The organism is Nocardia glycosmidis (genome assembly GCF_052545115.1).
Map to the genome: position 1 here is coordinate 118,435 of NZ_JBQWRH010000004.1, position 22,253 is coordinate 140,687.

The following is a 22,253-nucleotide window of genomic DNA, read 5'->3' on the forward strand; positions in this document are numbered from 1 at the left end:
CTGCGACGATGCAGTATCCAGTGACGCAGCGGGCCTTCGGGCTCGCGATCCTAGTCCTGAGCGGATTGCAGCTCATGGTCGTGCTCGACGGCACGGTGGTGATCTTCGCGCTACCGCGGCTGCAAGAGGAGATGGGGTTGTCCAGCGCGGGCAGCGCGTGGACGGTGACGTCGTACGGGCTCACCTTCGCGGGCCTGATGCTGCTCGGCGGCAGGCTCGGCGACGCGTTCGGCCGCAAGCGCATGCTTGTGGTCGGTGTCGCGCTGTTCACAATGGCCTCGCTCTTGTGCGGGCTGGCGCAGAACCAGGCGATGCTGCTCGCGGCACGGGCTTTCCAGGGCGCGGGCGCGGCGGTCGCGGCTCCGACGGCGTTCGCGCTCGTGGCGACGACCTTCGCGCCGGGCAAGGCACGCAACCAGGCGATCGCGATCCTCGGCTCGATGGTCGGCATCGGCTCCGTCGGCGGGCTCGTGGTCGGCGGCGCGCTGACCCAGCTGTCCTGGCGGTGGATCTTTCTGATCAACGTCCCGATCGGCGCACTGATCATCCTCGGCGCGGCCTACAAACTCGCCGATACCGAACACCACCGTTCGGCCCTCGACCTTCCCGGCGCGGTGCTCGGCACCATCGCCTGCGCGTCGATCGTGTTCGGCGCCACCGAAGGGCCGGAGATGGGGTGGGGGCACCCCGCGATCATCGGTTCGCTGATCGCGGGCGTCGTGCTACTGATCGTGTTCGTGGCGCTGGAACGACGGGTGGACCACCCGCTGCTGCCGTGGTCGCTGTTCGACAGCCGTGACCGCGTCGCCACCTTTCTGCTGATCTTCCTGGCCGGTGGCGTGCTGGGCGCGATGACCTTCTTCGTCGCCCAGTTCATTCAGAACGTCATCGGGTACGGGCCGCTGAAGGCGGGCGTCGCGGCGATTCCGTTCACCGTCGGCATCGGCATCGGCGGTGCGGTGGCCTCCAAGGCGGCACTGTACATCGCGCCGCGCTGGCTGCTCGCGGGCGCGGCCGTGGTGCTCGGCGTCGGACTGCTGTTCGGCTCCACCCTCGACGGCGAGGTCCTGTACTTCGCCACCCTGCTGCCGCTGCTGGTGGTGATCGGCTTCGGCGTCGGCATCGCCATGGTGCTCACACCGCTGTGTGTGCTGGTCGGCGTGCCGCCCGCCAATATCGGCCCGCTGGCCGCGGTCGGGCAGATGTTCATGAATCTGGCCACTCCGGTGGCCATCGGCCTGCTCAGCCCGATCGCTGCCTCCCGCACCTTGTCGCTCGGCGGCCGCACCGAGAAAGTGGCCGGCATGACGCCCGCGGAGATCGCCGCGCTCGGCAACGGCTACACCCTGGTGCTGTTCGTCTGCGCCTTCGCCGCGTTCGCGGCCGGACTGGTCGCCCTGACCCTGCGTTTCACCCCGCAGCAACTGGCCATGGCCCAGCACGCCCAGGAAGAAGCCCAACAAGGCAGTGTTTGATTTGCCTGGTCAGGTGTGCCGGTCGCTCGTGGTGCTGACTTGTGGCGAATTCAAAACCGGCCGGCGACTCGCCTGGGTGTCACGCGCACGATGACGCGCGGACTGTCGTCGACCGAGGCGGGGTTGAAGTCCGCGTCCATTTGTCCGGTGTACTTCGCCGACAGTTCGTCGGGCAGCGTCTTCTCCGGATCGGGCGTGATCGTCGCGCTGCCCCGGATCTCCGCGTAGACGTACGGGTTGTCCGGCGGGTTGATCAGCACGGTGATGCGCGGGTCGCGCGCGAGGTTCTTGCCCTGCTGACGATCGGTCGTGGTGGAGAAAAGCAGGTGTCATGCGCGGTCGACGATGGCCGCCGCGGTCATCGCCGGCCCGGCGTCGCCCGCCCGGGTGCCCCGGTCCCGGTCCGGCAACATGCCGAGGCATCGAGGCGGGCTGATCACCACTCGGGGTCGGCGCGATAGATCTCGCGGTACTCCTTGGCGAAGGCGCGGCGCCCGAGCAGACGCCAGGCCAGCCGTGCCGGAAGCGGCATCTCCGCCAGGACCTTCCGACGGTCGGTGTCGGACACTCCCTGCAGGATGAAGCCGAGGAAGACGAGCTGGCGGTCCTTGGGCAGGTGCTCGCGGCCGCGTTCGCCGAGCCCCTGCCATTCCGTGGCGGTCATGACGTGCTCGACGACGGGCAGGACGTGCCGTTCCTCCTCGGTCATGTGCTCGTCGAGGGCTGTGGCGAGCGCGCCCACTGTGGCGGCGAGCCGGTCGCGGACCGCAGGGGCGGCGGCAGTGGCGAATTCGGCCGCCTCGCGGTGTGCGCGTTCGGTGAGTTCGGCGATCCGCTCGTGCTGTTCTTCCATGCGCAGTACCAGGGCCGCGTCGGCGGGAGCGCGCTCGAGCAAGAGCGGCCACATGAGCTCGTCCTCGCCGGTGTGATGCTCGTGCACGCCGCTACCCAGCTCGTCCAGGAACGCGACGAGGCGCCGGGCGCGGTCGACGTCACCGGCGGCGACTGCGGTGACGAGGTCGGGCAGAGCCCGGAAGTGCCTGCGAAAGGCGTTGTGCACGGCGACCATGTCGTAGGTGTCGGGACGTGCGGGCGTGGTGGTGTTCACGGGCTGCTCCTGTCGGTGTGGGGACCTCGGCGAGCATGCTGTCCGTCTCTTGTAGCCGGCTCGAGACGCGCTAAAGAGCCGGCATCCCTAGACTTGGCGAGTCATGGTTCGAATCCGGGTACTCGGCGCGCTGACCGCGGCGGACGAGCGCGGTGAACTCGATCTCGGCGGCCCGCGGCAACGCGGTGTGCTGGCACGGCTGCTGGTCGCGCGGGGCGAGGTGGTTTCGGTCGATCGCCTGATCGATGACCTTTGGCGCGGTGAGCCGCCACCGCGGGCACTGGGTGCGCTACAGGCCTATGTGTCCAACCTGCGGCGGCTGCTCGAGCCGCAGCGGCCCCCGCGCGCGCCCGCGACCGTGTTGATCAGCCGTGCTCCCGGGTATGCGGTGCGGCTGGACACCGAGGCGGTGGACGCGTGGGTCTTCGGCGCCGACCTGGATGCCGCGGCGCGGCAGCTCGATCCGCGTGCGCGGCGGCCCGCCCTGGAGCGGGCGCTGGCCCGCTGGCAGGGACCGGCGTATGCGGCCTACGCGGAGGAATCGTGGGCGAGCACGGAGGCGGCGCGGCTCGAAGAATTGCGCGCGAGCGCGCGGGAACAGCTCGCAGCCACTCTGCTCGAGCTGGATCAACCAGCGCTGGCCGCGGCCCAGGCCGAGGTGCTGAGCCGGGAACATCCGCTGCGGGAGGAAGCGTGGCGGCTCACGGCGCTGGCGCGCTACCTGGCCGGGCGCCAGGCGGAAGCGCTCGCCGCGCTGCGGCAGGCCCGCGAGGTACTCGCCGAAGAGCTCGGCATCGATCCAGGACCGGCACTGACCCGGTTGGAAACCGACATCCTGGCCCAGCGGATTCCGGTGCGCGAGAAAACCGTCTTCGTCTCCGATCAGACGCCGAAGGCACCCGCCGCCGAGTCGAGCGCGGGGCTGCTCGGACGTGCCGCGGAACTTGCCGCCCTGTACGCCGCCGCCCAGGGCGACGGGCCAAGGACAGCGACCCTGGTGGGCGAGGCGGGCAGCGGGAAATCGACAGTGCTGCACCATGTTCGCGACGCACTGGAGGACTCCGGGTATCGTGTGGCGCTCGGTCGTTGCCCGGAGGACGAGGCCGCGCCGTCCGCGTGGCCCTGGGTCGAGATGTTGCGCATCCTGGTCGGCGAGCACGATCCCGGTGACCTCGCGCCCGGACTCGCCCCGCTGCTCACCGACAGCGCGGACCCGCCGCGGGCGGATCACGCGCACGGCCGTTTCCTGCTGCACCGGGCGGTGTGCGGCTATCTGACCGCGGTCGCCGCCGACCGTCCGCTCGCGATCCTGCTCGATGACGCGCACCGCAGCGACGCCGAAACCGCCGCGTTGCTCGCCGCGGTGGCCACCAGGGTGCCCGCGCTGGTCGTGATCGGCTACCGCCCGGACGAAGTGCCGCCCGCACTCGCCGATGCCCTCGCGACGCTGGCGACCACCGTCCGCGCCCGGGTCCGCCTGCACGGCCTCGGTATCGAGGACAGCCGTCGGCTCATCGCCGCACTGGCCGGGAACCCACCGGCGGACTCCGTGGTCGAGACGCTGCACGAGCGCACCGGCGGCAACCCGTTCTACCTCATCGAGATCGCGCGCCTGCTGCGCAGCGAGGGCGAACTGGTGGCCGCCTCCGAAGTCCCGCAGGGTGTGCGGGATGTCTTGCGCCGCAGGTTGTCCCGCTTGCCCGAGACGGTGGTGGCGCTGCTTCGCCTTGCCGCGGTGATCGGCCGGGAGTTCGACCTCGAGGTGCTGGTGCGGGCCGCGGAGGTGGGTGAGGACGACGTGCTGGACGCGGTGGAGGCCGGCGTGCTGGCCGGGTTGCTGGACGAACCGGCCAGTGGCCGCGGCCGTTTCACCCACATTCTGGTTCGCGAAACACTGCTCGGGGATTTGCCGAGGGTCCGCCGCGACCGGTGGCACCGGCGGGTGGCTGCCGCGATCGAAGAGATCGATCCGGTGGATTTCGCCGCCCTGGCACACCACTACGGCGAATCGGTGACCCCGCAGACGGCACGGCGGGCCGCCGACTGCGCGGTGGCCGCGGCCGAACGGGCCGAGCGGCGCTACGCCCACGACGCCGCCGCCGCCGGATACGAACGCGCCGTCGCGGCCCTGGAGCGCCAGGCCGGCACGGACACCGTCGCAGAACGGGTTGCGCTGCTGGGCCGGGCCGGTCGCAGTCACCTCGCCGATGGCGCCGGCCTCGCCGCGCGCGCCGCCCGCAACCGCGCCACCACATCGGCCGAGGAAGCAGGCCGACCCGACCTGCTGGTGCGGGCGTTCAGCGCCTGGGACACCCCGACACCGTGGCTGAACCGGTTCTACGGTGTGGTCGAACACCAGGTCGTCGCCCGGCTGGAGGGCGCACTGCGCTTTCCCGGCCTCACTCCCGCCGACCGGTGCCGGTTGCTGATCACCCTGGTCGACGAGATCGGCGGCGTGTCCGGCGAACGGGCCGGCCACGCCGCCGCCGAAGCCGAGGCGATCGCCCGCGAACTAGGCGACGACACCCTGCTCGCTCTGGCACTGCAAGCCCGAGCTTCGCTCTACGACACCCCGGAGCGGGGATCGCTCGGGGCCGAGCTGATCGAGATCGGTCGGCGCAACGACCACAGCGCCTACCTGGTGCTCGGCCACACCATCGCGATCCAGGCGGCCGCTTTCGCCGCGGACCTCGCCGCGGCGGGCGAGCACCTCGAGGCGGCCGCCGGGCCGGCCGACCGCTACCAGTGGCGCCAAGCGCAGGTGGCCAACGCCATGGCGCGCGGGCTGCTGGCGCTGGCGGCCGGGGACCCGACCGCGGCCGAGCAGCACTACGCACAGGCCGCGGAACTGCTGACCCGCGCGGGAATTGTCAACGCGGGCGGGATTCTGGCCATGGCGCTGTTCGCAGTGCGGTTGTATCAGGGACGGGTCGGGGAACTGGTCGAGATGATCGGCGAATTCATCGAGAGCGCCGCCCCGGAAACCGTGGACACCACCGTGGATTTCCAGGTTCTGGCCCTGCTCGCCACCGGCGATCGCGCGGCGGCCGAGCGGGTCCGGCGGCGTGCTCGACCGATCCGGCGCGACCTGTTCCGCTCGTTGTTCCTCACCCTGCGCGGCATGACGGTCGCGGCACTGGGCACGCCGCAGGAAGCCGGCGCACTCTACCGTGAGCTGCTGCCCTATCGAGATCGCCTCGGCGGCGCCGACACCGGCTCCTACGTCGTGGGTCCGGTCGACACGGTGCTCGGTGACCTGGCCGCGCTACACGGCGAGCCGGGCCCGGCCGCCGAGCACTACCGGGCCGCCCTGCGCGTCGCCCGCCGCTGCGGCAACCCCGCCTGGATCGCCGCCGCCCGCGAGCGACTCGACCGCTGATCGGCTACTGGTCGTTCACAAGCCGGATCCGGACCGTTGTCCTCGACCGTCCCAGCCGACCGAGGAGCACCCATGCCGGACGCCCGCCGCACCGTCACCGACCTGTACCTGAAGACCGTGACCACCCTGCACCGCAAGCTGCTGGACGGCACCGGCGGCCGGGTCGGCACCCGCTTCAAGAACATGCCCACCCTGACGCTCACCACCACAGGTAGGCGCAGCGGGCTGCCGCGCACCGTCGTTCTCACCGTCCCGGTGGTGGACGGCGACAGTTACCTGATCGTGGCCTCCCGAGGCGGGGACGACATCTCTCCCGACTGGTTCCACAACCTGAGCGCCCATCCCGAGGTCGAGGTGTCGTTCCAGCACGGCCCCACCCGATCGATGACCGCACACGTCCTCACCGCGGCCGAACGCGGGCGGCGGTGGCCGGAGGTGGTCGCGGCCTACCCGGGCTACGAGACCTACCAGAAGCAAACGACCCGCCGTATCCCTCTCGTCTTGTTGCTGCCGCACGGCAGGTGAGACTGCGGCCGCAAGCGTGCGGTGCGCACCGGCAGCGCACCCATGATGCGCCTCGCAGCCGGTGAACCGGAGTCGTCGGCCGGCAGACCGCTGCCCGGCCGGTGCGTGGGGTGCTCGTGAGCGAGGTGGCGAATGTGGCGCAGTCGCTGTCCGCGCGACATGCCTCCGCTTCGGAGCCGGCCGAACAGCCGCAGCCGTTCCGGACGCCGACGGCGCGGCGCCGGTACGAGGCGGCGGCCCGGGGCCGACCTCGAGGCCGAACGCGCCGCGCTCACCACCGAACAGCCGGAAGCACTCAGGTGAGGATCAAAAGCTCGGTGGACGAGGCGATCTCGGCCCGCAACCCGGCTTTGGTCGCTACCCGCGCCACGGCGCGCACGTCGGTCGGCTCCGCCCGGGTGAGCACCAGGGCGCGAGCGAGCAGGCCTTTGTGGTGCTTGTTGAAGTGACTGACCACGGTGCGCGAGCCGTCCGGATGCTCGGTCAGCACATTCGCGGTAATCGCGCCCGGAACCCGGCCCAGCTGCTGATAGGTGCCCGAGCGCAGATCGACTACGAGCTCGCCCGCGGCCTCGGCGTGCAGCGCGGGGCCCAGCTCGTCGCGCCAGAGGGCCGAAAGAGTGGGCAGGCCGGGAAGTTTGGACCCACCGGAGAGCCGATAGGCGGGAATCGGGTCACCCGCGCGGACCGCGCCGAACAGGGCCGAGCCGATGCCGAGCCGGGTGTATGCCTTGGCGCGCTGGATTTTCGTGAACGATCGCGCGTCGAGCGCGTCGTAGAGGACGCCGGTGTAGCGCTCCAGCGCCGGCCGGGTCGGCGAAGTGTGCAGCGTCGCGTTCCGGGCGATCTCGCCGTCGGCCCCCTTGCCGAGCCCCAGCGCGGCTCGGGAGCGGACCGGGTCGGCCGCTAACCGCACCACTTCCCCGATCAGCCGCGCGCGCAGCGCGGTGAGCTGCGGCATCGCCAACGTGTCCAGGGCGAGCGGCGCTCCGGCGCCGCCGTCGGACTTGGTTTCGGAAGGAGGCAGCAGCACCAGCACGAACGAATACGGTAATGCGCTGGGACCAGCGACCGGCCAGCGACTACCCTGTGCTTCCGTGATCACCCGCCTCTCCCGCCTCTTCCTGCGAACCCTGCGCGACGATCCCGCCGACGCGGAGGTGCCCAGCCACAAACTCTTGGTTCGTGCCGGCTACGTGCGCCGCATCGCCCCGGGTGTCTACTCGTGGCTGCCGCTCGGCCTGCGCGTGCTGCGCAAGGTCGAGGACGTGGTCCGCGCGGAGATGGACGCGATCGGCGCTCAGGAGATCTCGCTTCCCGCGCTGTTGCCGCGCGACCCGTACGAGACCACCAATCGGTGGACCGAGTACGGCGACGGCCTGTTCCGGCTGCGCGACCGCAAGGGCGCCGACTACCTGCTCGGCCCGACCCACGAAGAACTCTTCGCGCTCACCGTCAAGGGCGAGTACAGCTCCTACAAGGACCTTCCGGTCACCCTTTACCAGATCCAGACCAAATACCGCGACGAGGAGCGTCCCCGCGCGGGCATCCTGCGCGGGCGTGAGTTCGTCATGAAGGACTCCTACTCGTTCGATCTGGACGAGGACGGGCTCAAAGCCAGCTACGACGCGCACCGGCAGGCCTACCAGCGCATCTTCGACCGGCTGCGGGTCAAGTACGTCATCGTCGCCGCGACCTCGGGCGCGATGGGCGGTAGCGCGTCGGAGGAATTCCTCGCCGACAGCCCGGTCGGCGAGGACACCTATGTGCGCTGTCCGGAATCCGGCTACGCGGCCAACGTGGAAGCCGTGGTCACACCCGCTCCCGATCCGCTGCCGATCGAGGGCAGGCCCGCCGCCCTGGTGCACGACACCCCGGACACTCCGACCATCGCGACACTGGTCGACTGGGCCAATAGCGTAGGTCTCGCCGAGTACTACGGCCGTCCGGTCACCGCGGCCGACACCCTGAAGAACGTCATGGTCAAGCTGCGTCACCCGGACGGGAAGACCGAGATCGTCGGCATCGGCGTCCCTGGTGACCGCGAGGTGGACGACAAGCGTCTCGGCGCCTCGGTCGAACCTGCCGAGGTGGAGCTGCTCACCGACGCCGATTTCGCCGAGAATCCCTTCCTGGTGAAGGGCTACATCGGACCGAAGGGATTGCAGGCCGGCGGTGTTCGCTATCTGGTCGATCCCCGTGTGGTGACCGGGACCAGCTGGATCACCGGCGCCGACGAGCCGGGCAAGCACGTCGTCGGCCTGGTCGCCGGACGGGATTTCACACCCGACGGCACCATCGAGGCGGCCGAGGTCCGCGACGGTGACCCCTCGCCGGACGGGCGCGGAGCGCTGGTGTCGGCGCGCGGCATCGAAATCGGCCACATCTTCCAGCTCGGTAACAAGTACACCGACGCGTTCGAGGTCGACGTGCTCGGTGAGAACGGCAAGCCGGTCCGGCTGACCATGGGCTCCTACGGTATCGGGGTCTCGCGGATGGTCGCGGTCATCGCCGAACAGCAGCACGACGAGAAAGGGCTGCGCTGGCCCGCCGCGGTCGCGCCCTACGATGTGCACGTCGTCATCGCGAACAAGGACGATGCCGCTCGCGCGGGCGCCGAAGAGGTGGTGGCCGGGCTGCACGCCCAAGGCCTGGACGTGCTCTTCGACGACCGCACCGCCTCGCCGGGCGTGAAGTTCAAGGACGCCGAACTGCTCGGCATGCCGCTGGTTTTGGTGATCGGTCGCGGCTGGGCCGAGGGCAAGGTCGAACTGCGCGACCGCTTCACCGGCGAAGCCGAAGAACTCCCCGCCACCGCGGCGGTGGATGTGGTAGTGGCGAAAGTCCGCCGCTGACGCCGCCGGCGGATTAGCCAGCCCGTACCGGTCGGGCCCGGGCTTCGCGGTCGGAGCCCGGGTCAGACGTTGCCAGGGAACGCGACAGTCGGAGGGGTGGCGCCGAGGATCGACCGCCACGTGGCCAGCCGGACGGCCGCCTCGGTGAGCGCGTCGACGCCGGTGCGGCGCACGGTCGCGGACGCGCCGTGCTCGACCACCGCTCGCCACGCGACGGCCGTATCGGACTCGACCGTCGTGGCCAGCCGGGCCGCCGAGATCGGGTCGGTGACCGGGAACGGCACGGTATAGGCAGCGCCCGGCGGCGGCACTGTCGCGCCGTCGGCGGCGAGCGCGTCGGCAGTGGTGTCGCGTCGGACACGGTGTGCGGCGGTGTGCTCGGCGATCAGTCCGGTGCGCTCGGGTGAGCCATACGCGGCGATCACGCCGTAGGCGTAGACCGCGCCGTATTCGGCGTTCAACGCCTGCAGGAGCGCCTGGCGCTCGGCCTCGGTCATACCAGCAACACTCCCGCCTGGGCCGCGCAGGCGGCGCTGATCGAGGCGAGCAGACCGGCGCGGTACCCGGACAAGGCGTGGGCCAGATCGGCGGACGATTTCTGGGACGCGGCGAGTTGGGTGCGCAGCGCATCGATGCTCGGTGGCGCGGTGGGCGCAACGGTGCTGCCGGAAGCCACGGCGGACGGCCCTGGTCCATTGGCGCGGGTACGGTGCGCCGGGGTGGTGCCGTCCGCATAGGCGCCGATCGCGCGGCCGATCTCGGTGCGCAAAGCATCGGCGTGCGCGTTGCGCTCAGCCGCTATGGCGCTCAGCGCGGCATGGCGCTCCGGCGCCATAGCGATGGCCGCGGTCGCCGCGGCGGCATCGGCACGGGCCAGGACTTCCTGCGCGGCAAGCGGATCCGGATCGTGGATCGCGTCGTTTTCGGCGCAGCTCACCAGCGCGCCGAGGGTGAGAATGCCGGCCGTTCCCGCGCCCGCGAGGCGTAGTGCGCTGCGCCGATCCAGGGCGGCCAGGCGAGGCTGGTGCCGGTCGGAGGGAATGCCGGAAGTACACCCGGTACGCGGCGGGGCGGGGAGGCGGATGGGCACGGCACCATCGTGCCAGATTCATGGCAGGCCACCCGACGAGGCGTCAGCCGTGGCGCGTGAACTCTTCTACCGCCGGTCCTTTACACTCTCGTGGCGCGTTACGCTAGACCTTCGGTAGAGAAATTTCCCGCCACGTCACAACTGAACCAGGAGCCGCCCCATGCCGATGCCGACCGAGGAACGGGTGAGCCAGCTTGTCGCTGGACTCGTCGAACGCCGAGGATTCGACCTCGAGGGCGTCGAGATCGCGACGGCGGGCAAGCGTGCGGACACGCAGGCTCGAGTGCAAGTGATCGTGGACAGCGACGCCTCCGACCTGGACTCGATCGCGACGCTCAGCACGGAGCTGTCGACGCTGCTGGACGACGCGGGAGATTTCGGCGAGACGCCGTACCTGCTGGAAGTGACGACGCCGGGCATCGATCGCCCGCTGACCGCCGACCGGCACTGGCGACGGGCCCAGGGACGGAAGGTGCGCGTCGCACTGCGCGACGGCGTGCAGCCACCGGAGGGCGCGGCGAGTTTCGAAGCCCGGGTCGGTGTGCTCATCGGCGATTCGGTGGCGCTGGTGCTCGGCGGCAAACGTGCCCCGCACCGGGTGACGGTCCCACTCACAGACATCGCCTCCGCCGTTGTCCAAGTCGAGTTCTCCCCCCCAGGCGCCGGGGAGCTGGAACTCGCCGGCGGAGTCGTTCCGGGGCGACCCGCTCCGGGCCGGGAAGAGGCGGTAGCGATCGCCGACACGTCTTCGAGCGGCCCCGCTCGAAGAACACTGAATGCCCCACACGAATCAGCAACAGCGTCCGATTCGCCGACCGAAGGGATCGTGGAATGAACATCGAAATCGAAGCCCTGCGCGCGATCGTCGCCGACAAGGGGATCTCGATCGAGACCGTGATCTCCGCGATCGAGTCGGCGCTGCTCACCGCGTACCGCCACACCGAGGGCCACCAGCCCAACGCCTACATCGACATCAACCAGAAGACCGGCGTGGTCCGGGTGATGGCGCGCGAACTGGATGCCGACGGCAACGTCCTGTCCGAATGGGACGACACCCCAGAGGGATTCGGCCGGATCGCGGCGACCACAGCCAGACAGGTCGTGCTGCAGCGTCTGCGGGATGCGGAGAACGAGAAGTCCTTCGGTGAGTTCTCCACCCACGAGGGTGACATCGTGGGTGGCGTGGTGCAGCGCGACGCGCGCGCCAACGCGCGTGGCACCGTCGTCGTGCGCATCGGCAGCGAGTTGCACGGCACAGAGGGACTGATCCCGCCCGCCGAACAGGTGCCGGGCGAGACCTACGAACACGGCGACCGGATCAAGTGCTACGTCGTCGGCGTCTCGCGTGGTCAACGCGGACCGCAGATCACCTTGTCGCGCACCCATCCGAACCTGGTGCGGCGGCTGTTCGCGCTGGAGGTGCCCGAGATCGCCGACGGCTCGGTGGAAATCGTCGCCGTGGCGCGGGAGGCGGGACACCGCTCCAAGATCGCCGTGCGCAGCACCGTGCCGGGCGTCAACGCGAAGGGCGCCTGTATCGGCCCCATGGGCCAACGGGTGCGCAACGTGATGAGCGAGCTGGCCGGGGAGAAGATCGACATCATCGACTATGCCGAGGACCCGGCGACGTTCGTCGGCAATGCCCTCTCGCCGTCGAAAGTGGTATCTGTCACAGTGGTCGACGCGGAGGCCCGGGCGGCCCGCGTCGTGGTGCCCGATTTCCAGCTTTCGCTGGCCATCGGCAAGGAGGGGCAGAACGCTCGGTTGGCCGCGCGGCTGACCGGCTGGCGCATCGATATCCGCAGCGATGCCGCCCCTGACATGGGCGGATCGGTCCGGACGGAGGCCCACCGGAATTGACCGGACCCCGCCCGCGGAGTGCTCGGGATGACATGTTGGTAACTTCCGCGGGGGAGGGGTTCGGCGTTCCGAGCGCGGCAGCGGTAGAGTGGTCGGAGGTTCAGTCCGAGCCTTCGGCACCAATGCCCGATCGCACCACCGAGCAGTACCCGGCGCCCCGGCGCCGAGCGGCTCCGGTGCGAACGTGTATCGGGTGCCGGAAGCGCGAACTGGCCGTCGATCTGTTGCGGATCGTGGCTCGGGACCGTGTGACCGGAAACGGCTCCCACGTCATCGAGATCATCCCCGATCCGCGGCGCAGACTTCCCGGACGGGGTGCCTGGCTGCACCCCCTTTACGCTTGTCTGAGCACGGCAGAGCGGCGCCGAGCCATCGGCAGAGCACTACGAGTGTCCGGACATCTGGATATCTCAGCCCTGGAGCGTTACCTCGAGAACAGGCACGAGCACTCATGAGCACACCGTGAAGAACCAACGATGAACGTCCATCGGAGATAACCCGAGGTCGTGCGGGCCCCCGTCGCCGAGACGGCGGTGCTGCTCGACCTCTCAGTGAGGAGAGCAGTGGCAGGCAAGGCCCGCGTGCACGAGTTGGCCAAAGAACTCGGTGTCACGAGCAAGGAACTACTCGCAACGCTCAAGGAGCAGGGCGAGTTCGTGAAGTCGGCGTCGTCGACGGTGGAAGCACCCGTCGCACGCAGGCTGCGTGAGTCGTTCGCGGCGAAATCCGCCCCCTCGAACGGCACCAAGCCGGGTGCACGCCCCGGTCCGTCGTCGTCGGCCCGTCCGGCCGCGAAGCCCGCGGGCGGTGGCCCGCGTCCCGGCCCGCGTCCGTCGGCTCCGGCGCCTACTCCGGCGCCTGCCGCGCAGCAGACGCCCCGTACCGGCGAGTCCCCGGCTGTGAAGCCGGGCCCGGTCGTCCGTCTTGGGCCGGCTCCCGCGCCGAAGCCCGCCGCACGGGAATCGGTTCCGCCGCCCGCCGCGGCGGGCGCGCCGGCTCCGGCCGGTCCGCGCCCGGCTCCGGCCGGTCCGCGTCCGACGCCGGGCGGCCCGCGTCCCGGTCAGCAGCAGCGTCCCGGCGCTCCCACACAGGGTGGCCCGCGTCCGGGCGGCGCTACGCCCGGTCCCCGTCCTGGACCGAAGACCCCGCGCGTCGGTAACAACCCCTATTCGTCGGCTCCCGAGCGTCCTGCGCCGCGCCCGGCGCACGGTGGTGGCCCGCGCCCGGGTCCGTCCCAGGGCGGTCCGCGTCCGGGGCCTGCGCAGGGCGGTCCCCGTCCCGGCCCGGCCCAGGGTGCTCGTCCGGCCCCGGGTCAGGGCGGTCCGCGTCCCGGTGGTCCGCGGCCGAGCCCCGGCTCGATGCCCCCGCGGCCGAACCCCGGTGCGATGCCGTCGCGTGCGGCGCGTCCGGGTGGTGCGGGCGGTCCGGGCGCAGGTCGTCCAGCGCGTCCCGGTGGTGCGGGTGCCGGTCGTCCCGGTGGCGGTGGCGGCGGTTACCGCGGTGGTGGCGGCGGCGGTGCGCCCGGCGCGGGTACCGGTGCGCCCGGTGCCGGCGGCGCGGCCGGTGGCTTCCGCGGTCGTCCCGGTGGCGGCGGCGGCGGCGGTCGTCCGGGTGGTCCCGGCGGCCGCGGTGGTGCGGCCGGCGCGTTCGGGCGCCCCGGTGGCGCACCCCGACGCGGCCGTAAGTCGAAGCGGCAGAAGCGGCAAGAGTACGACTCGATGCAGGCGCCCGCCGTCGGTGGCGTGCGGCTGCCGCGCGGTAACGGCGAGATCATCCGGCTCGCCCGCGGCGCGTCGCTGTCGGACTTCGCGGAGAAGATCGACGCGAACCCGGCCGCGCTGGTGCAGGCCCTGTTCAACCTGGGCGAGATGGTCACCGCGACCCAATCGGTGAACGACGAGACCCTCGAGCTGCTCGGCAGCGAGATGAACTACGTCGTGCACGTGGTCAGCCCCGAGGACGAGGACCGCGAGCTGCTGGAGTCCTTCGACCTCACCTACGGCGAGGACGAGGGCGGCGAGGAAGACCTCGAACAGCGTCCGCCGGTGGTGACCGTCATGGGTCACGTCGACCACGGTAAGACCCGACTGCTGGACACCATCCGGAAGGCGAACGTCCGCGAGGGCGAGGCCGGTGGCATCACCCAGCACATCGGCGCCTACCAGGTGCTCACCCACCTCGGTGACGAAGACCGTCTGATCACCTTCATCGACACCCCGGGTCACGAGGCGTTCACCGCCATGCGTGCCCGCGGCGCGAAGGCCACCGACATCGCGATCCTGGTGGTCGCCGCCGACGACGGCGTCATGCCGCAGACGGTGGAGGCGATCAACCACGCGCAGGCGGCTGACGTGCCGATCGTGGTGGCGGTCAACAAGATCGACAAGGAAGGCGCCAACCCGCAGAAGATCCGCCAGCAGCTCACCGAATACGGCCTGGTCGCCGAGGAGTACGGCGGCGACACGATGTTCGTCGACATCTCGGCGAAACAGGGCACCAATATCGAGGCGCTGCTCGAAGCGGTGCTGCTCACCGCGGACGCCGCACTGGACCTGCGGGCGAATCCGGACATGGACGCGCAGGGTGTGGCCATCGAGGCGCACCTCGACCGCGGTCGCGGCCCGGTGGCCACGGTGCTGGTGCAGCGCGGCACGCTGCGCGTCGGCGACTCGATCGTCGCGGGCGACGCCTACGGTCGCGTGCGGCGCATGGTCGACGAGCACGGCGAGGATGTCGACGCGGCGCTGCCGTCGCGGCCGGTCCAGGTCATCGGCTTCACGTCGGTGCCGGGCGCCGGTGACAACCTCCTGGTGGTCGACGAGGACCGGATCGCACGGCAGATCGCCGACCGGCGTAATGCGCGTAAGCGCAATGCGCTGGCCGCACGCAGCCGCAAGCGGATCAGCCTGGAAGATCTGGATGCCGCGCTGAAGGAGACCAGCGAGCTGAACCTGATCCTCAAGGGCGACAACTCCGGTACCGTCGAGGCCCTCGAAGAGGCGCTGCTCGGAATCGAGGTGGACGACGAGGTGCGGCTGCGGGTCATCGACCGCGGTGTCGGTGGCGTCACCGAGACCAATGTCAACCTGGCGTCGGCATCGAACGCGATCATCATCGGGTTCAACGTTCGCGCCGAGGGCAAGGCGACCGAGCTGGCCAACCGCGAGGGCGTCGACATCCGGTACTACTCGGTGATCTACCAGGCCATCGACGAGATCGAGAAGGCCCTCAAGGGCATGCTCAAGCCGATCTACGAAGAGGTCGAGCTGGGACGTGCCGAGATCAGGGCGATCTTCCGCTCATCGAAGATCGGCAACATCGCCGGTTGCATGGTCACCTCGGGTTCGGTCAAGCGCAACGCCAAGGCGCGCCTGCTCCGCGACAACGTGGTGGTCGCCGAGACGATGACGATCTCGTCGCTGCGCCGCGAGAAGGACGACGTCACCGAAGTCCGCGATGGCTACGAATGCGGTATGACGGTCACCTACTCCGACATCAAGGAAGGCGACATCATCGAGGCCTACGAGCTGCGCGAGAAGCCGCGCGACTAATAGACCGAGACGAAGTCCGGACGCCGAGACCTGTCGGTCTCGGCGTCCGGGCTGGTCGTCGCGATTAATGGAGGGGTATCGGTGTACCTGGGTGCACTGGAGTTCGACCTGCTGCTCGGCGATGTGCATTCACTGAAACAGAAGCGCTCGGTGATCCGGCCGATCCTGGCCGAATTGCAGCGCTTCGGTGTGAGTGCCGCCGAAGGCGGGGACCATGATCTCTATCGTCGCTCACTGCTGGGCGTCGCCATGGTCAGCGCGGGAATGGACCACCTGAACGAGGTGCTGGACAGATGTGAACGGCACGTCGCGGGCCGTCCGGAGTTACAGTTGCTGGCAGTGCGCCGCCGGATCTTCGGACCCGAGGACTGACCATGCGGGAGCGTGTGCGGCTATCCAGCGCCGTTCCCGCGCCGGACACAGCGCGAGCGATGGGCACGGCGGTCTGCGGCCGCTATCGAACACAATTAGTAGTGAGGAGGAAACGGCCATGGTGGATCAAGCCAGGGCACGCCGACTCGCCAAGCGGATCGCCTCGATCGTGGCCACCGCGATCGAATACGAGGTGAAGGATCCGCGGCTGCGTTTCGTGACCGTCACCGACGCCAAGGTGACCGGCGATCTCCGCGAGGCGACGGTGTACTACACCGTGATGGGTGAAACCCTCGATGCCGAACCGGATTTCGAGGGCGCGGCCGCCGGTCTGGAGAAGGCCAAAGGTGTGCTGCGTTCCAAAGTGGGTGCGGGCACGGGGGTGAAGTTCACCCCGACGCTGGCGTTCGTGCTGGACACCGTGCCCGACGCGGCCCGGCAGATGGAGGAGCTGCTCGCCAAGGCCCGGGCCGCGGACGACGCGGTCGCCAAGGTGGCCGCCACCGCCAGGCACGCGGGCGACGCCGACCCTTACAAGGCCGAACGCGACGCCGACGAGTGACATGCGGTAGTGAATGACGACGATGCGGGAAACGGCCGATCTGGACGCGGCCGTCGCGGCGCTGGACGTGGCGCGCTCGGTGACCATCCTCTGCCATGTACAGCCCGATGCGGACACCATCGGAAGCGGTCTCGCGCTGGCGTTGGTCCTGCATCGGCGCGGGATACCAGTACAGGTGTCGTTCGCCGAACCCGCCGAGTTGCCCGTCTCGATTCGGTCGCTGCCGGGTGTGTGGCATCTGGTGGCGCCCGTCGAGGTGCGCGACAAGGTGGACCTGCTCGTCGCGGTCGACTGCGGTAGCGCGGGGCGCCTCGGCGCGCTCGCCGACCGATTGTCCGGTGCCGCAACGACGATGGTGATCGATCACCATCGGTCGAATACCCGGTTCGGTGCGATCAACGTGGTCGATCCCGGCGCCGAGTCCACGACGAGCCTGGTCGCGCGGCTACTCGACGCCTGGGGTGTGCCGATCGAACCGGATGTGGCCCATTGCCTCTACGCCGGTCTGGTCACCGACACCGGATCGTTCCGATGGGTGCGGCCGGGTACCCACGAGTTGGCCGAGCGTTTGTTGTCGACCGGAATCGACGGCGCGAAGATCGCCCGCACTTTGCTGGATACGCACCCGTTCGGGTGGCTGCCGATGCTGGCGCGAGTGCTGGGGACCGCGCGGCTCGTGCCGGAGGTGCGCGGTGGCATCGGGCTGGTGTATGCGTTCGTGCACCGTCACGATCTCGACGGGGTGCGCTCGGAGGAGGTCGAGAGCGTCATCGATATCGTGCGCACGACCGCGGAAGCGGGAGTCGCGGCGGTGTTCAAGCAATCCCACGCCGTGCCCGATCGCTGGACGGTGTCGCTGCGCTCGCGCGACACCGGCGTCGTGGTGGGTGATGGTGTGGACGTGGCGGAGGTGGCCACGGCGCTGGGCGGCGGCGGGCACCGGTTCGCCGCTGGGTACACCGCGTACGGTTCGCCGGACGATCTGGTCGCGGAGCTGTTGGCCGCGCTCGGGTGACGGTGTTCGCGGCTCGCGGTCGGCACGACGTGTGGCGCCACCGCTTGCGCGCCGACCCGTGGCGGCGGGATCGCGATTGTCCGCGGACTGTCGATGGGCCGTGCGATGGTGAGACATCAGCTGGACCGAAGGTCGCGGCGGGGCAGGAGAGGTATCCGGGAACATGACGAGTTTCGACGAGGCGGTCACCGATTCGGCACGGGAGCCCGAGGCGCAGCAGTACGTCGACCGGGCCGCTGCGGCCGGGCCGAAACGCATCCTCGGGCTGGCGTTGCCGACGCTCGGTGTGCTGGTTGCCGAGCCGCTCTATCTGCTGTTCGATCTCGCCGTCGTCGGTCGGCTCGGTGCGCTCGCGCTGGCCGGTCTCGCGGTCGGCGGGTTGATTCTGGCGCAGACGAGTTCGCAGCTGACTTTCCTGTCCTACGGAACGACCGCGCGTTCGGCACGACGCCACGGTGCGGGCGATCACCGCGGTGCCGTCGCCGAAGGTGTGCAGGCGACCTGGATCGCGATCGTGGTCGGCGCCGCGATCCTGCTGCTGGCCCAGTCGTTCGCCGTCCCGCTGACGAACGCCATCGCGGGCGGCGCCGACATCGCGGGTGCGGCGCTGGGCTGGCTGCGGATAGCCCTGTTCGGCGTACCGTTGATCCTGATCTCCATGGCCGGCAACGGCTGGCTGCGCGGTATCCAGGAGACCCGCAGACCACTGGTCTATGTGGTTGTGGGACTGGCGATTTCGGCTGTCTTGTGTCCGGTGCTGGTGCACGGGCTGTGCGGTGCGCCGCGCATGGGGTTGCCCGGTTCCGCGGTGGCGAATGTGGCCGGGCAGGCGGTGATGGCAGCGCTGTTCCTGAACGCGCTGATCCGTGAACGGGTTTCGCTGGTCGCGCACTGGTCGGTCATGCGTGCGCAACTCGTGCTCGGTCGCGACCTGATTGTGCGCAGCTTCGCCTTCCAAGCCTGTTTCGTCTCGGCCGCGGCGGTCGCTGCCCGCTTCGGCGCTGCCTCGGTAGCTGCTCACCAGCTGGTTCTGCAACTGTGGAACTTCCTGGCTCTCGCCTTGGATGCCCTGGCCATCGCCGCGCAAACCCTCACCGGCGCCGCGCTCGGCGCGGGTGATGCCCCGGGCGCTCGCGGCATCGCTCGCCGCGTCACCTGGTGGTCGGAGATTTTCAGCCTCGTTCTCGCCGCCATTTTCGCGGCGGGCGCGGCGGTGCTGCCCAGACTGTTCACCGCAGACCCGCAGGTACTCGATCGCACCCATGTGGTGTGGTGGTTCTTCGTCGCCCTGATTCCGTTGGCGGGCATCGTCTTCGCCCTCGACGGTGTCCTGCTCGGCGCGGGCGATGCCGCCTACCTGCGCACCACCACGCTCGGAGCGGCCCTGGTGGGCTTTCTGCCCGCTATCTGGCTGTCGCTGGCGTTCGGCTGGGGCGTGGCCGGAATCTGGTCCGGCTTGGCGGTGTTCATGGTGTTGCGGCTGGTCGCCGTCACCTGGCGGGCGCTGGGGGGCCGATGGGTCCGCGTCGGCGCCGAAGTGCCGACGTGATCGAGCGCGAGTGAACCGGTGATACAGCACGCCGGCGCGCTCGACGGAGCGCAGCGCAGGCAAAACGACACCCAGCGCGGCCGGTGCGCGCGAATCGGAACGGATGTGCCAAGGTAGGTGTGGTGATACCCAAGTTGATGGCGGTGAGCGACATTCACGTCGGGCACCAGGGGAATCGGCCGGTCGTCGAGCAGATCACGGCGGATTCGCCGCAGGACTGGCTCATCGTGGCCGGCGACGTGGGGGAGAAGACCGAGGACATCCGGTGGGCGCTGGAGTTGCTGCGCGGCCGGTTCGCCAAGGTGATCTGGGTGCCGGGCAATCACGAACTGTGGACCACGGCGAAGGATTCCGTACAGATATCCGGGGCGGCGCGCTACGACTACTTGGTCTCGCTGTGCCGTGACTTGGACGTGCTGACGCCGGAGGACCCGTTCCCGGTATGGGACGGCGCGGGATGCGAGGAATACGGCGGGCCGGTGATCTTGGCGCCGATGTTTCTGCTGTACGACTACTCGTTCTTGCCGGAGGGCGCCACCACGAAGGCGGAGGGTCTCGCGATCGCCAGGGAGCGCAACGTGGTGGCGACCGACGAGTTTCTGCTCTCACCGGAGCCGTACCTGACCCGGGACGCGTGGTGTCATGCCCGCGTGCAGGTGACCAAGCGCAAACTCGACGCGCTCGAGACCGGCACCCCAGTTGTTCTGATCAATCATTTTCCGCTGGTGCGGCAGCCGACCGACGTGCTGTTCTACCCAGAGTTCGCACTGTGGTGCGGCACCGAATCGACCGCGGACTGGCACACCCGCTACAACGTCGTCTGCTCGGTCTACGGCCACCTGCACATCCCGCGCACCTCGCACTACGACGGTGTCCGGTTCGAGGAGGTCTCGCTGGGCTACCCCCGGGAATGGCAACGTCGCGGCCTTCCTGACCGGCTGCTGCGCCAGATCCTGCCGACCCCGCAGTACCCGCCGGGGACACTGAACAAGTGGGGCGGCCACTTCCAGGTGACGCCGGAAATGGAAGCTGCCGCTGCGGAAATGCGCAGCAAAGCGCAGCAGCGGCGGGGACTGGCATAGCTTCCGCACACAGCGACCGGAGCTGGCTCATGGCGCTGTGCTACCGGCCGTAGCGGCTCGGCTAGGCTCGGCGGTGATGATCGAGAACATTCTGCCCGCGGGTGTGGCCTCGGCCGAGTTGCTGGCCTACCCGGAGGAGCTGCGGCCGCATCCGGCGGAGGAGCATCTCATCGCCAAGTCGGTGGAGAAGCGGCGCCGGGATTTCATCGGCGCACGGCATTGCGCCCGGTTGGCGCTGGCCCAGCTGGGCGAGCCGCAGGTTCCGATCGGCAAGGGGGAGCGCGGCGCTCCGGTGTGGCCGCGTGGGATCGTCGGCAGCCTGACCCACTGCGACGGCTACCAGGCCGCCGCGCTGGGCCACAAGTTGCGGTTCCGTTCCCTCGGCATCGACGCCGAGCCACATGCCACCCTGCCCGATGGTGTGCTGGATTCGGTCAGCCTGCCGCAGGAGCGGGAGTGGCTGAAGAGCACCGACTCCGCGCTGCACCTGGACCGGTTGCTGTTCTGCGCCAAAGAGGCCACGTACAAGGCGTGGTTTCCGCTGACATCGCGCTGGCTCGGCTTCGAGGACGCGCATATCACGTTCGAGATCGAGGACAGCTCCGCCGATTCCGGGCACGGCGGTTTCCATACCGAATTGCTGGTGCCGGGGCAGACCACCGACGGCGGCGTGCCGCTGCGCTCGTTCGAGGGCCGTTGGCTGATCACCGACGGGTACATCCTGACCGCGATCGCACACGTCTGATGGACGGTCTCGGCGGGCTGCTGATCATTGACAAAGCCGGTGGGTGGACCAGTCACGACGTGGTCGCGAAGTGCCGGAAACTGCTGCGTACCAAGAAGATCGGGCACGCTGGCACACTGGACCCGATGGCCACCGGCGTGCTGGTGCTCGGCGTGCAACGCGCGACCAAACTGCTCGGCCTGCTCACCCTGACGACCAAGGCGTACACCGCGACGATCCGGCTCGGGCAGGCGACCGACACCGACGACGCCGAAGGCGAGGCGCTGGCCACGACCCCGGCCAGTCACATCACCGATGCCGACATCGCCGCGTGCACGGCCGCACTGACCGGCGACATCGACCAGGTCCCGGCCACGGTGAGCGCGATCAAGGTGGGCGGCGAACGCGCCTACGCCCGCCACCGCGCGGGTGAGGACGTGCGGCTGGCCGCCCGCCCGGTCACGGTGTCGCGCTTCGACGTGCTGGCCCGTCGCGACGTCGGCGATTTCGTCGACCTGGACGTGGCGGTCGAGTGCTCCTCGGGCACCTACGTGCGTGCGCTGGCCCGTGACCTGGGCTCCGCGCTCGGCGTCGGGGGCCACCTCACCGTGTTGCGCCGCACCAGGGTAGGTCCGTTCACCCTCGACCACGCTCGCACCCTGGACGACCTGGCCGCCGCCGAATCGGACACCCCGCCACTGAGCCTCGACATCGACGCCGCGGTTCGAACCGCGTTCCCGCACCGGGACATCGACCGGAAACAAGCCGACGACCTGCGTAACGGCCGCTGGCTCGAACCCGCCGGAATCCCCGGCGTCTACGCCGCCATCGACGCCGAGGGCCGAGCCATCGCCCTGCTGCGGGAGTCCGGCACACGCGCGTCCTCAGTGCTGGTCGTCCGCCCGGCGAACCTCTGACCCGTTCGCGCGCATCGACGAGGCATCTCCCCGGATCTCGATCGAGGCCATCCCATCCCGGTGTCACCGGCATGGCCGCAGGCATCGATATCCGCAAGCTCGGCGCCCCGCGCCGACAAAGCCGCAGCTTCCCGATAGCAGGGGTACTCGCTGAACCGCCACGGAAAAGGTTCGGTCCGGCATTGCCCG

At 69.9% G+C, this 22,253-nt stretch carries 20 protein-coding genes; 15 read left to right on the top strand and 5 right to left on the bottom strand.

The window, feature by feature from the left end; all coding sequences use genetic code 11:
* The first annotated feature begins 8 nt into the window (after positions 1 to 8).
* Positions 9 to 1,475: an MFS transporter gene (locus ACT86A_RS06480; RefSeq protein ID WP_445091071.1), complete on the top strand. Its 1,467-nt coding sequence runs from the start codon at positions 9 to 11 to the stop codon at positions 1,473 to 1,475.
* A 50-nt stretch (positions 1,476 to 1,525) separates the two neighbouring features.
* Here ACT86A_RS06480 and ACT86A_RS06485 read toward each other — a convergent pair whose 3' ends face one another.
* Both ACT86A_RS06485 and ACT86A_RS06490 read right to left on the bottom strand, forming a co-directional pair.
* The gene (locus ACT86A_RS06485; RefSeq protein ID WP_445091325.1) at positions 1,526 to 1,801 is read right to left on the bottom strand and encodes a PPOX class F420-dependent oxidoreductase; all 276 of its coding nucleotides are present in this window, start codon (positions 1,799 to 1,801) and stop codon (positions 1,526 to 1,528) included.
* Between the two features lie 110 nt (positions 1,802 to 1,911).
* Positions 1,912 to 2,583, bottom strand: coding sequence for a hemerythrin domain-containing protein (locus ACT86A_RS06490; protein ID WP_445091072.1), 672 nt, complete (start codon positions 2,581 to 2,583; stop codon positions 1,912 to 1,914).
* Positions 2,584 to 2,686: 103 nt separating this feature from the next.
* Between ACT86A_RS06490 and ACT86A_RS06495 the strand changes: the two genes are divergently transcribed.
* Complete coding sequence (locus tag ACT86A_RS06495; RefSeq protein WP_445091073.1) at positions 2,687 to 5,962, top strand: ATP-binding protein; 3,276 nt, start codon at positions 2,687 to 2,689, stop codon at positions 5,960 to 5,962.
* 72 nt (positions 5,963 to 6,034) lie between these two features.
* Entirely contained in the window at positions 6,035 to 6,487 is a 453-nt protein-coding gene (locus tag ACT86A_RS06500) for a nitroreductase/quinone reductase family protein (RefSeq protein ID WP_445091074.1), read from the top strand.
* 295 nt (positions 6,488 to 6,782) lie between these two features.
* Here the strand turns inward: ACT86A_RS06500 and yaaA are convergent, their stop codons facing one another.
* Complete coding sequence (yaaA, locus tag ACT86A_RS06505; RefSeq protein WP_445091326.1) at positions 6,783 to 7,526, bottom strand: peroxide stress protein YaaA; 744 nt, start codon at positions 7,524 to 7,526, stop codon at positions 6,783 to 6,785.
* A gap of 58 nt (positions 7,527 to 7,584) precedes the next feature.
* Here yaaA and ACT86A_RS06510 point away from each other — a divergent pair, with 58 nt between their 5' ends.
* Positions 7,585 to 9,342 carry a proline--tRNA ligase gene (locus tag ACT86A_RS06510; RefSeq protein WP_445091075.1) on the top strand — a complete coding sequence of 586 codons (1,758 nt, stop codon included), beginning with the start codon at positions 7,585 to 7,587 and terminating at the stop codon, positions 9,340 to 9,342.
* Between the two features lie 62 nt (positions 9,343 to 9,404).
* Here the strand turns inward: ACT86A_RS06510 and ACT86A_RS06515 are convergent, their stop codons facing one another.
* Positions 9,405 to 9,839, bottom strand: a complete 435-nt coding sequence (locus ACT86A_RS06515) for a ferritin-like domain-containing protein (RefSeq protein ID WP_445091076.1) — start codon at positions 9,837 to 9,839, stop codon at positions 9,405 to 9,407.
* The gene (locus tag ACT86A_RS06520; RefSeq protein WP_445091077.1) at positions 9,836 to 10,432 is read right to left on the bottom strand and encodes a hypothetical protein; all 597 of its coding nucleotides are present in this window, start codon (positions 10,430 to 10,432) and stop codon (positions 9,836 to 9,838) included. Before ACT86A_RS06520 ends, ACT86A_RS06515 begins: the two co-directional genes overlap by 4 nt.
* Positions 10,433 to 10,592: 160 nt before the next feature.
* Here ACT86A_RS06520 and rimP point away from each other — a divergent pair, with 160 nt between their 5' ends.
* The 11 genes from rimP (at position 10,593) to truB (ending at position 22,064) form a co-directional block, all read left to right on the top strand.
* Positions 10,593 to 11,267 (top strand): ribosome maturation factor RimP, encoded by a 675-nt coding sequence (gene rimP / locus ACT86A_RS06525; protein WP_445091078.1) that lies wholly within the window; start codon positions 10,593 to 10,595, stop codon positions 11,265 to 11,267.
* Positions 11,264 to 12,292: a transcription termination factor NusA gene (gene nusA, locus ACT86A_RS06530; protein WP_445091079.1), complete on the top strand. Its 1,029-nt coding sequence runs from the start codon at positions 11,264 to 11,266 to the stop codon at positions 12,290 to 12,292. Before rimP ends, nusA begins: the two co-directional genes overlap by 4 nt.
* A gap of 122 nt (positions 12,293 to 12,414) precedes the next feature.
* On the top strand, positions 12,415 to 12,747 hold the full coding sequence (locus ACT86A_RS06535) for a YlxR family protein (RefSeq protein ID WP_445091080.1): 333 nt from the start codon (positions 12,415 to 12,417) through the stop codon (positions 12,745 to 12,747).
* A gap of 108 nt (positions 12,748 to 12,855) precedes the next feature.
* On the top strand, positions 12,856 to 15,843 hold the full coding sequence (gene infB / locus ACT86A_RS06540; RefSeq protein WP_445091081.1) for a translation initiation factor IF-2: 2,988 nt from the start codon (positions 12,856 to 12,858) through the stop codon (positions 15,841 to 15,843).
* A gap of 81 nt (positions 15,844 to 15,924) precedes the next feature.
* Positions 15,925 to 16,215: a DUF503 domain-containing protein gene (locus tag ACT86A_RS06545; protein ID WP_445091082.1), complete on the top strand. Its 291-nt coding sequence runs from the start codon at positions 15,925 to 15,927 to the stop codon at positions 16,213 to 16,215.
* 118 nt (positions 16,216 to 16,333) lie between these two features.
* Positions 16,334 to 16,777, top strand: a complete 444-nt coding sequence (gene rbfA, locus ACT86A_RS06550; RefSeq protein WP_445091083.1) for a 30S ribosome-binding factor RbfA — start codon at positions 16,334 to 16,336, stop codon at positions 16,775 to 16,777.
* 13 nt (positions 16,778 to 16,790) lie between these two features.
* Entirely contained in the window at positions 16,791 to 17,792 is a 1,002-nt protein-coding gene (locus ACT86A_RS06555) for a DHH family phosphoesterase (protein WP_445091084.1), read from the top strand.
* A 163-nt stretch (positions 17,793 to 17,955) separates the two neighbouring features.
* Entirely contained in the window at positions 17,956 to 19,341 is a 1,386-nt protein-coding gene (locus ACT86A_RS06560) for an MATE family efflux transporter (protein WP_445091085.1), read from the top strand.
* A 122-nt stretch (positions 19,342 to 19,463) separates the two neighbouring features.
* Positions 19,464 to 20,423 carry a metallophosphoesterase family protein gene (locus tag ACT86A_RS06565; protein WP_445091086.1) on the top strand — a complete coding sequence of 320 codons (960 nt, stop codon included), beginning with the start codon at positions 19,464 to 19,466 and terminating at the stop codon, positions 20,421 to 20,423.
* Between the two features lie 76 nt (positions 20,424 to 20,499).
* On the top strand, positions 20,500 to 21,168 hold the full coding sequence (npt, locus tag ACT86A_RS06570) for a 4'-phosphopantetheinyl transferase Npt (protein ID WP_445091087.1): 669 nt from the start codon (positions 20,500 to 20,502) through the stop codon (positions 21,166 to 21,168).
* Entirely contained in the window at positions 21,168 to 22,064 is an 897-nt protein-coding gene (truB, locus tag ACT86A_RS06575) for a tRNA pseudouridine(55) synthase TruB (protein ID WP_445091088.1), read from the top strand. The genes npt and truB overlap by 1 nt, the downstream gene beginning before the upstream one ends.
* Positions 22,065 to 22,253 lie beyond the last annotated feature (189 nt).

Coding starts and splice junctions, on each gene's coding strand:
- ACT86A_RS06480 (WP_445091071.1), top strand. CDS start 9: ATGCAGTATCCAGTGACGCAGCGGGCCTTCGGGCTCGCGATCCTAGTC.
- ACT86A_RS06495 (WP_445091073.1), top strand. CDS start 2,687: ATGGTTCGAATCCGGGTACTCGGCGCGCTGACCGCGGCGGACGAGCGC.
- ACT86A_RS06500 (WP_445091074.1), top strand. CDS start 6,035: ATGCCGGACGCCCGCCGCACCGTCACCGACCTGTACCTGAAGACCGTG.
- ACT86A_RS06515 (WP_445091076.1), bottom strand. CDS start 9,839: ATGACCGAGGCCGAGCGCCAGGCGCTCCTGCAGGCGTTGAACGCCGAA.
- rimP (WP_445091078.1), top strand. CDS start 10,593: ATGCCGATGCCGACCGAGGAACGGGTGAGCCAGCTTGTCGCTGGACTC.
- nusA (WP_445091079.1), top strand. CDS start 11,264: ATGAACATCGAAATCGAAGCCCTGCGCGCGATCGTCGCCGACAAGGGG.
- ACT86A_RS06535 (WP_445091080.1), top strand. CDS start 12,415: ATGCCCGATCGCACCACCGAGCAGTACCCGGCGCCCCGGCGCCGAGCG.
- rbfA (WP_445091083.1), top strand. CDS start 16,334: ATGGTGGATCAAGCCAGGGCACGCCGACTCGCCAAGCGGATCGCCTCG.
- ACT86A_RS06555 (WP_445091084.1), top strand. CDS start 16,791: ATGACGACGATGCGGGAAACGGCCGATCTGGACGCGGCCGTCGCGGCG.
- ACT86A_RS06560 (WP_445091085.1), top strand. CDS start 17,956: ATGACGAGTTTCGACGAGGCGGTCACCGATTCGGCACGGGAGCCCGAG.
- npt (WP_445091087.1), top strand. CDS start 20,500: ATGATCGAGAACATTCTGCCCGCGGGTGTGGCCTCGGCCGAGTTGCTG.
- truB (WP_445091088.1), top strand. CDS start 21,168: ATGGACGGTCTCGGCGGGCTGCTGATCATTGACAAAGCCGGTGGGTGG.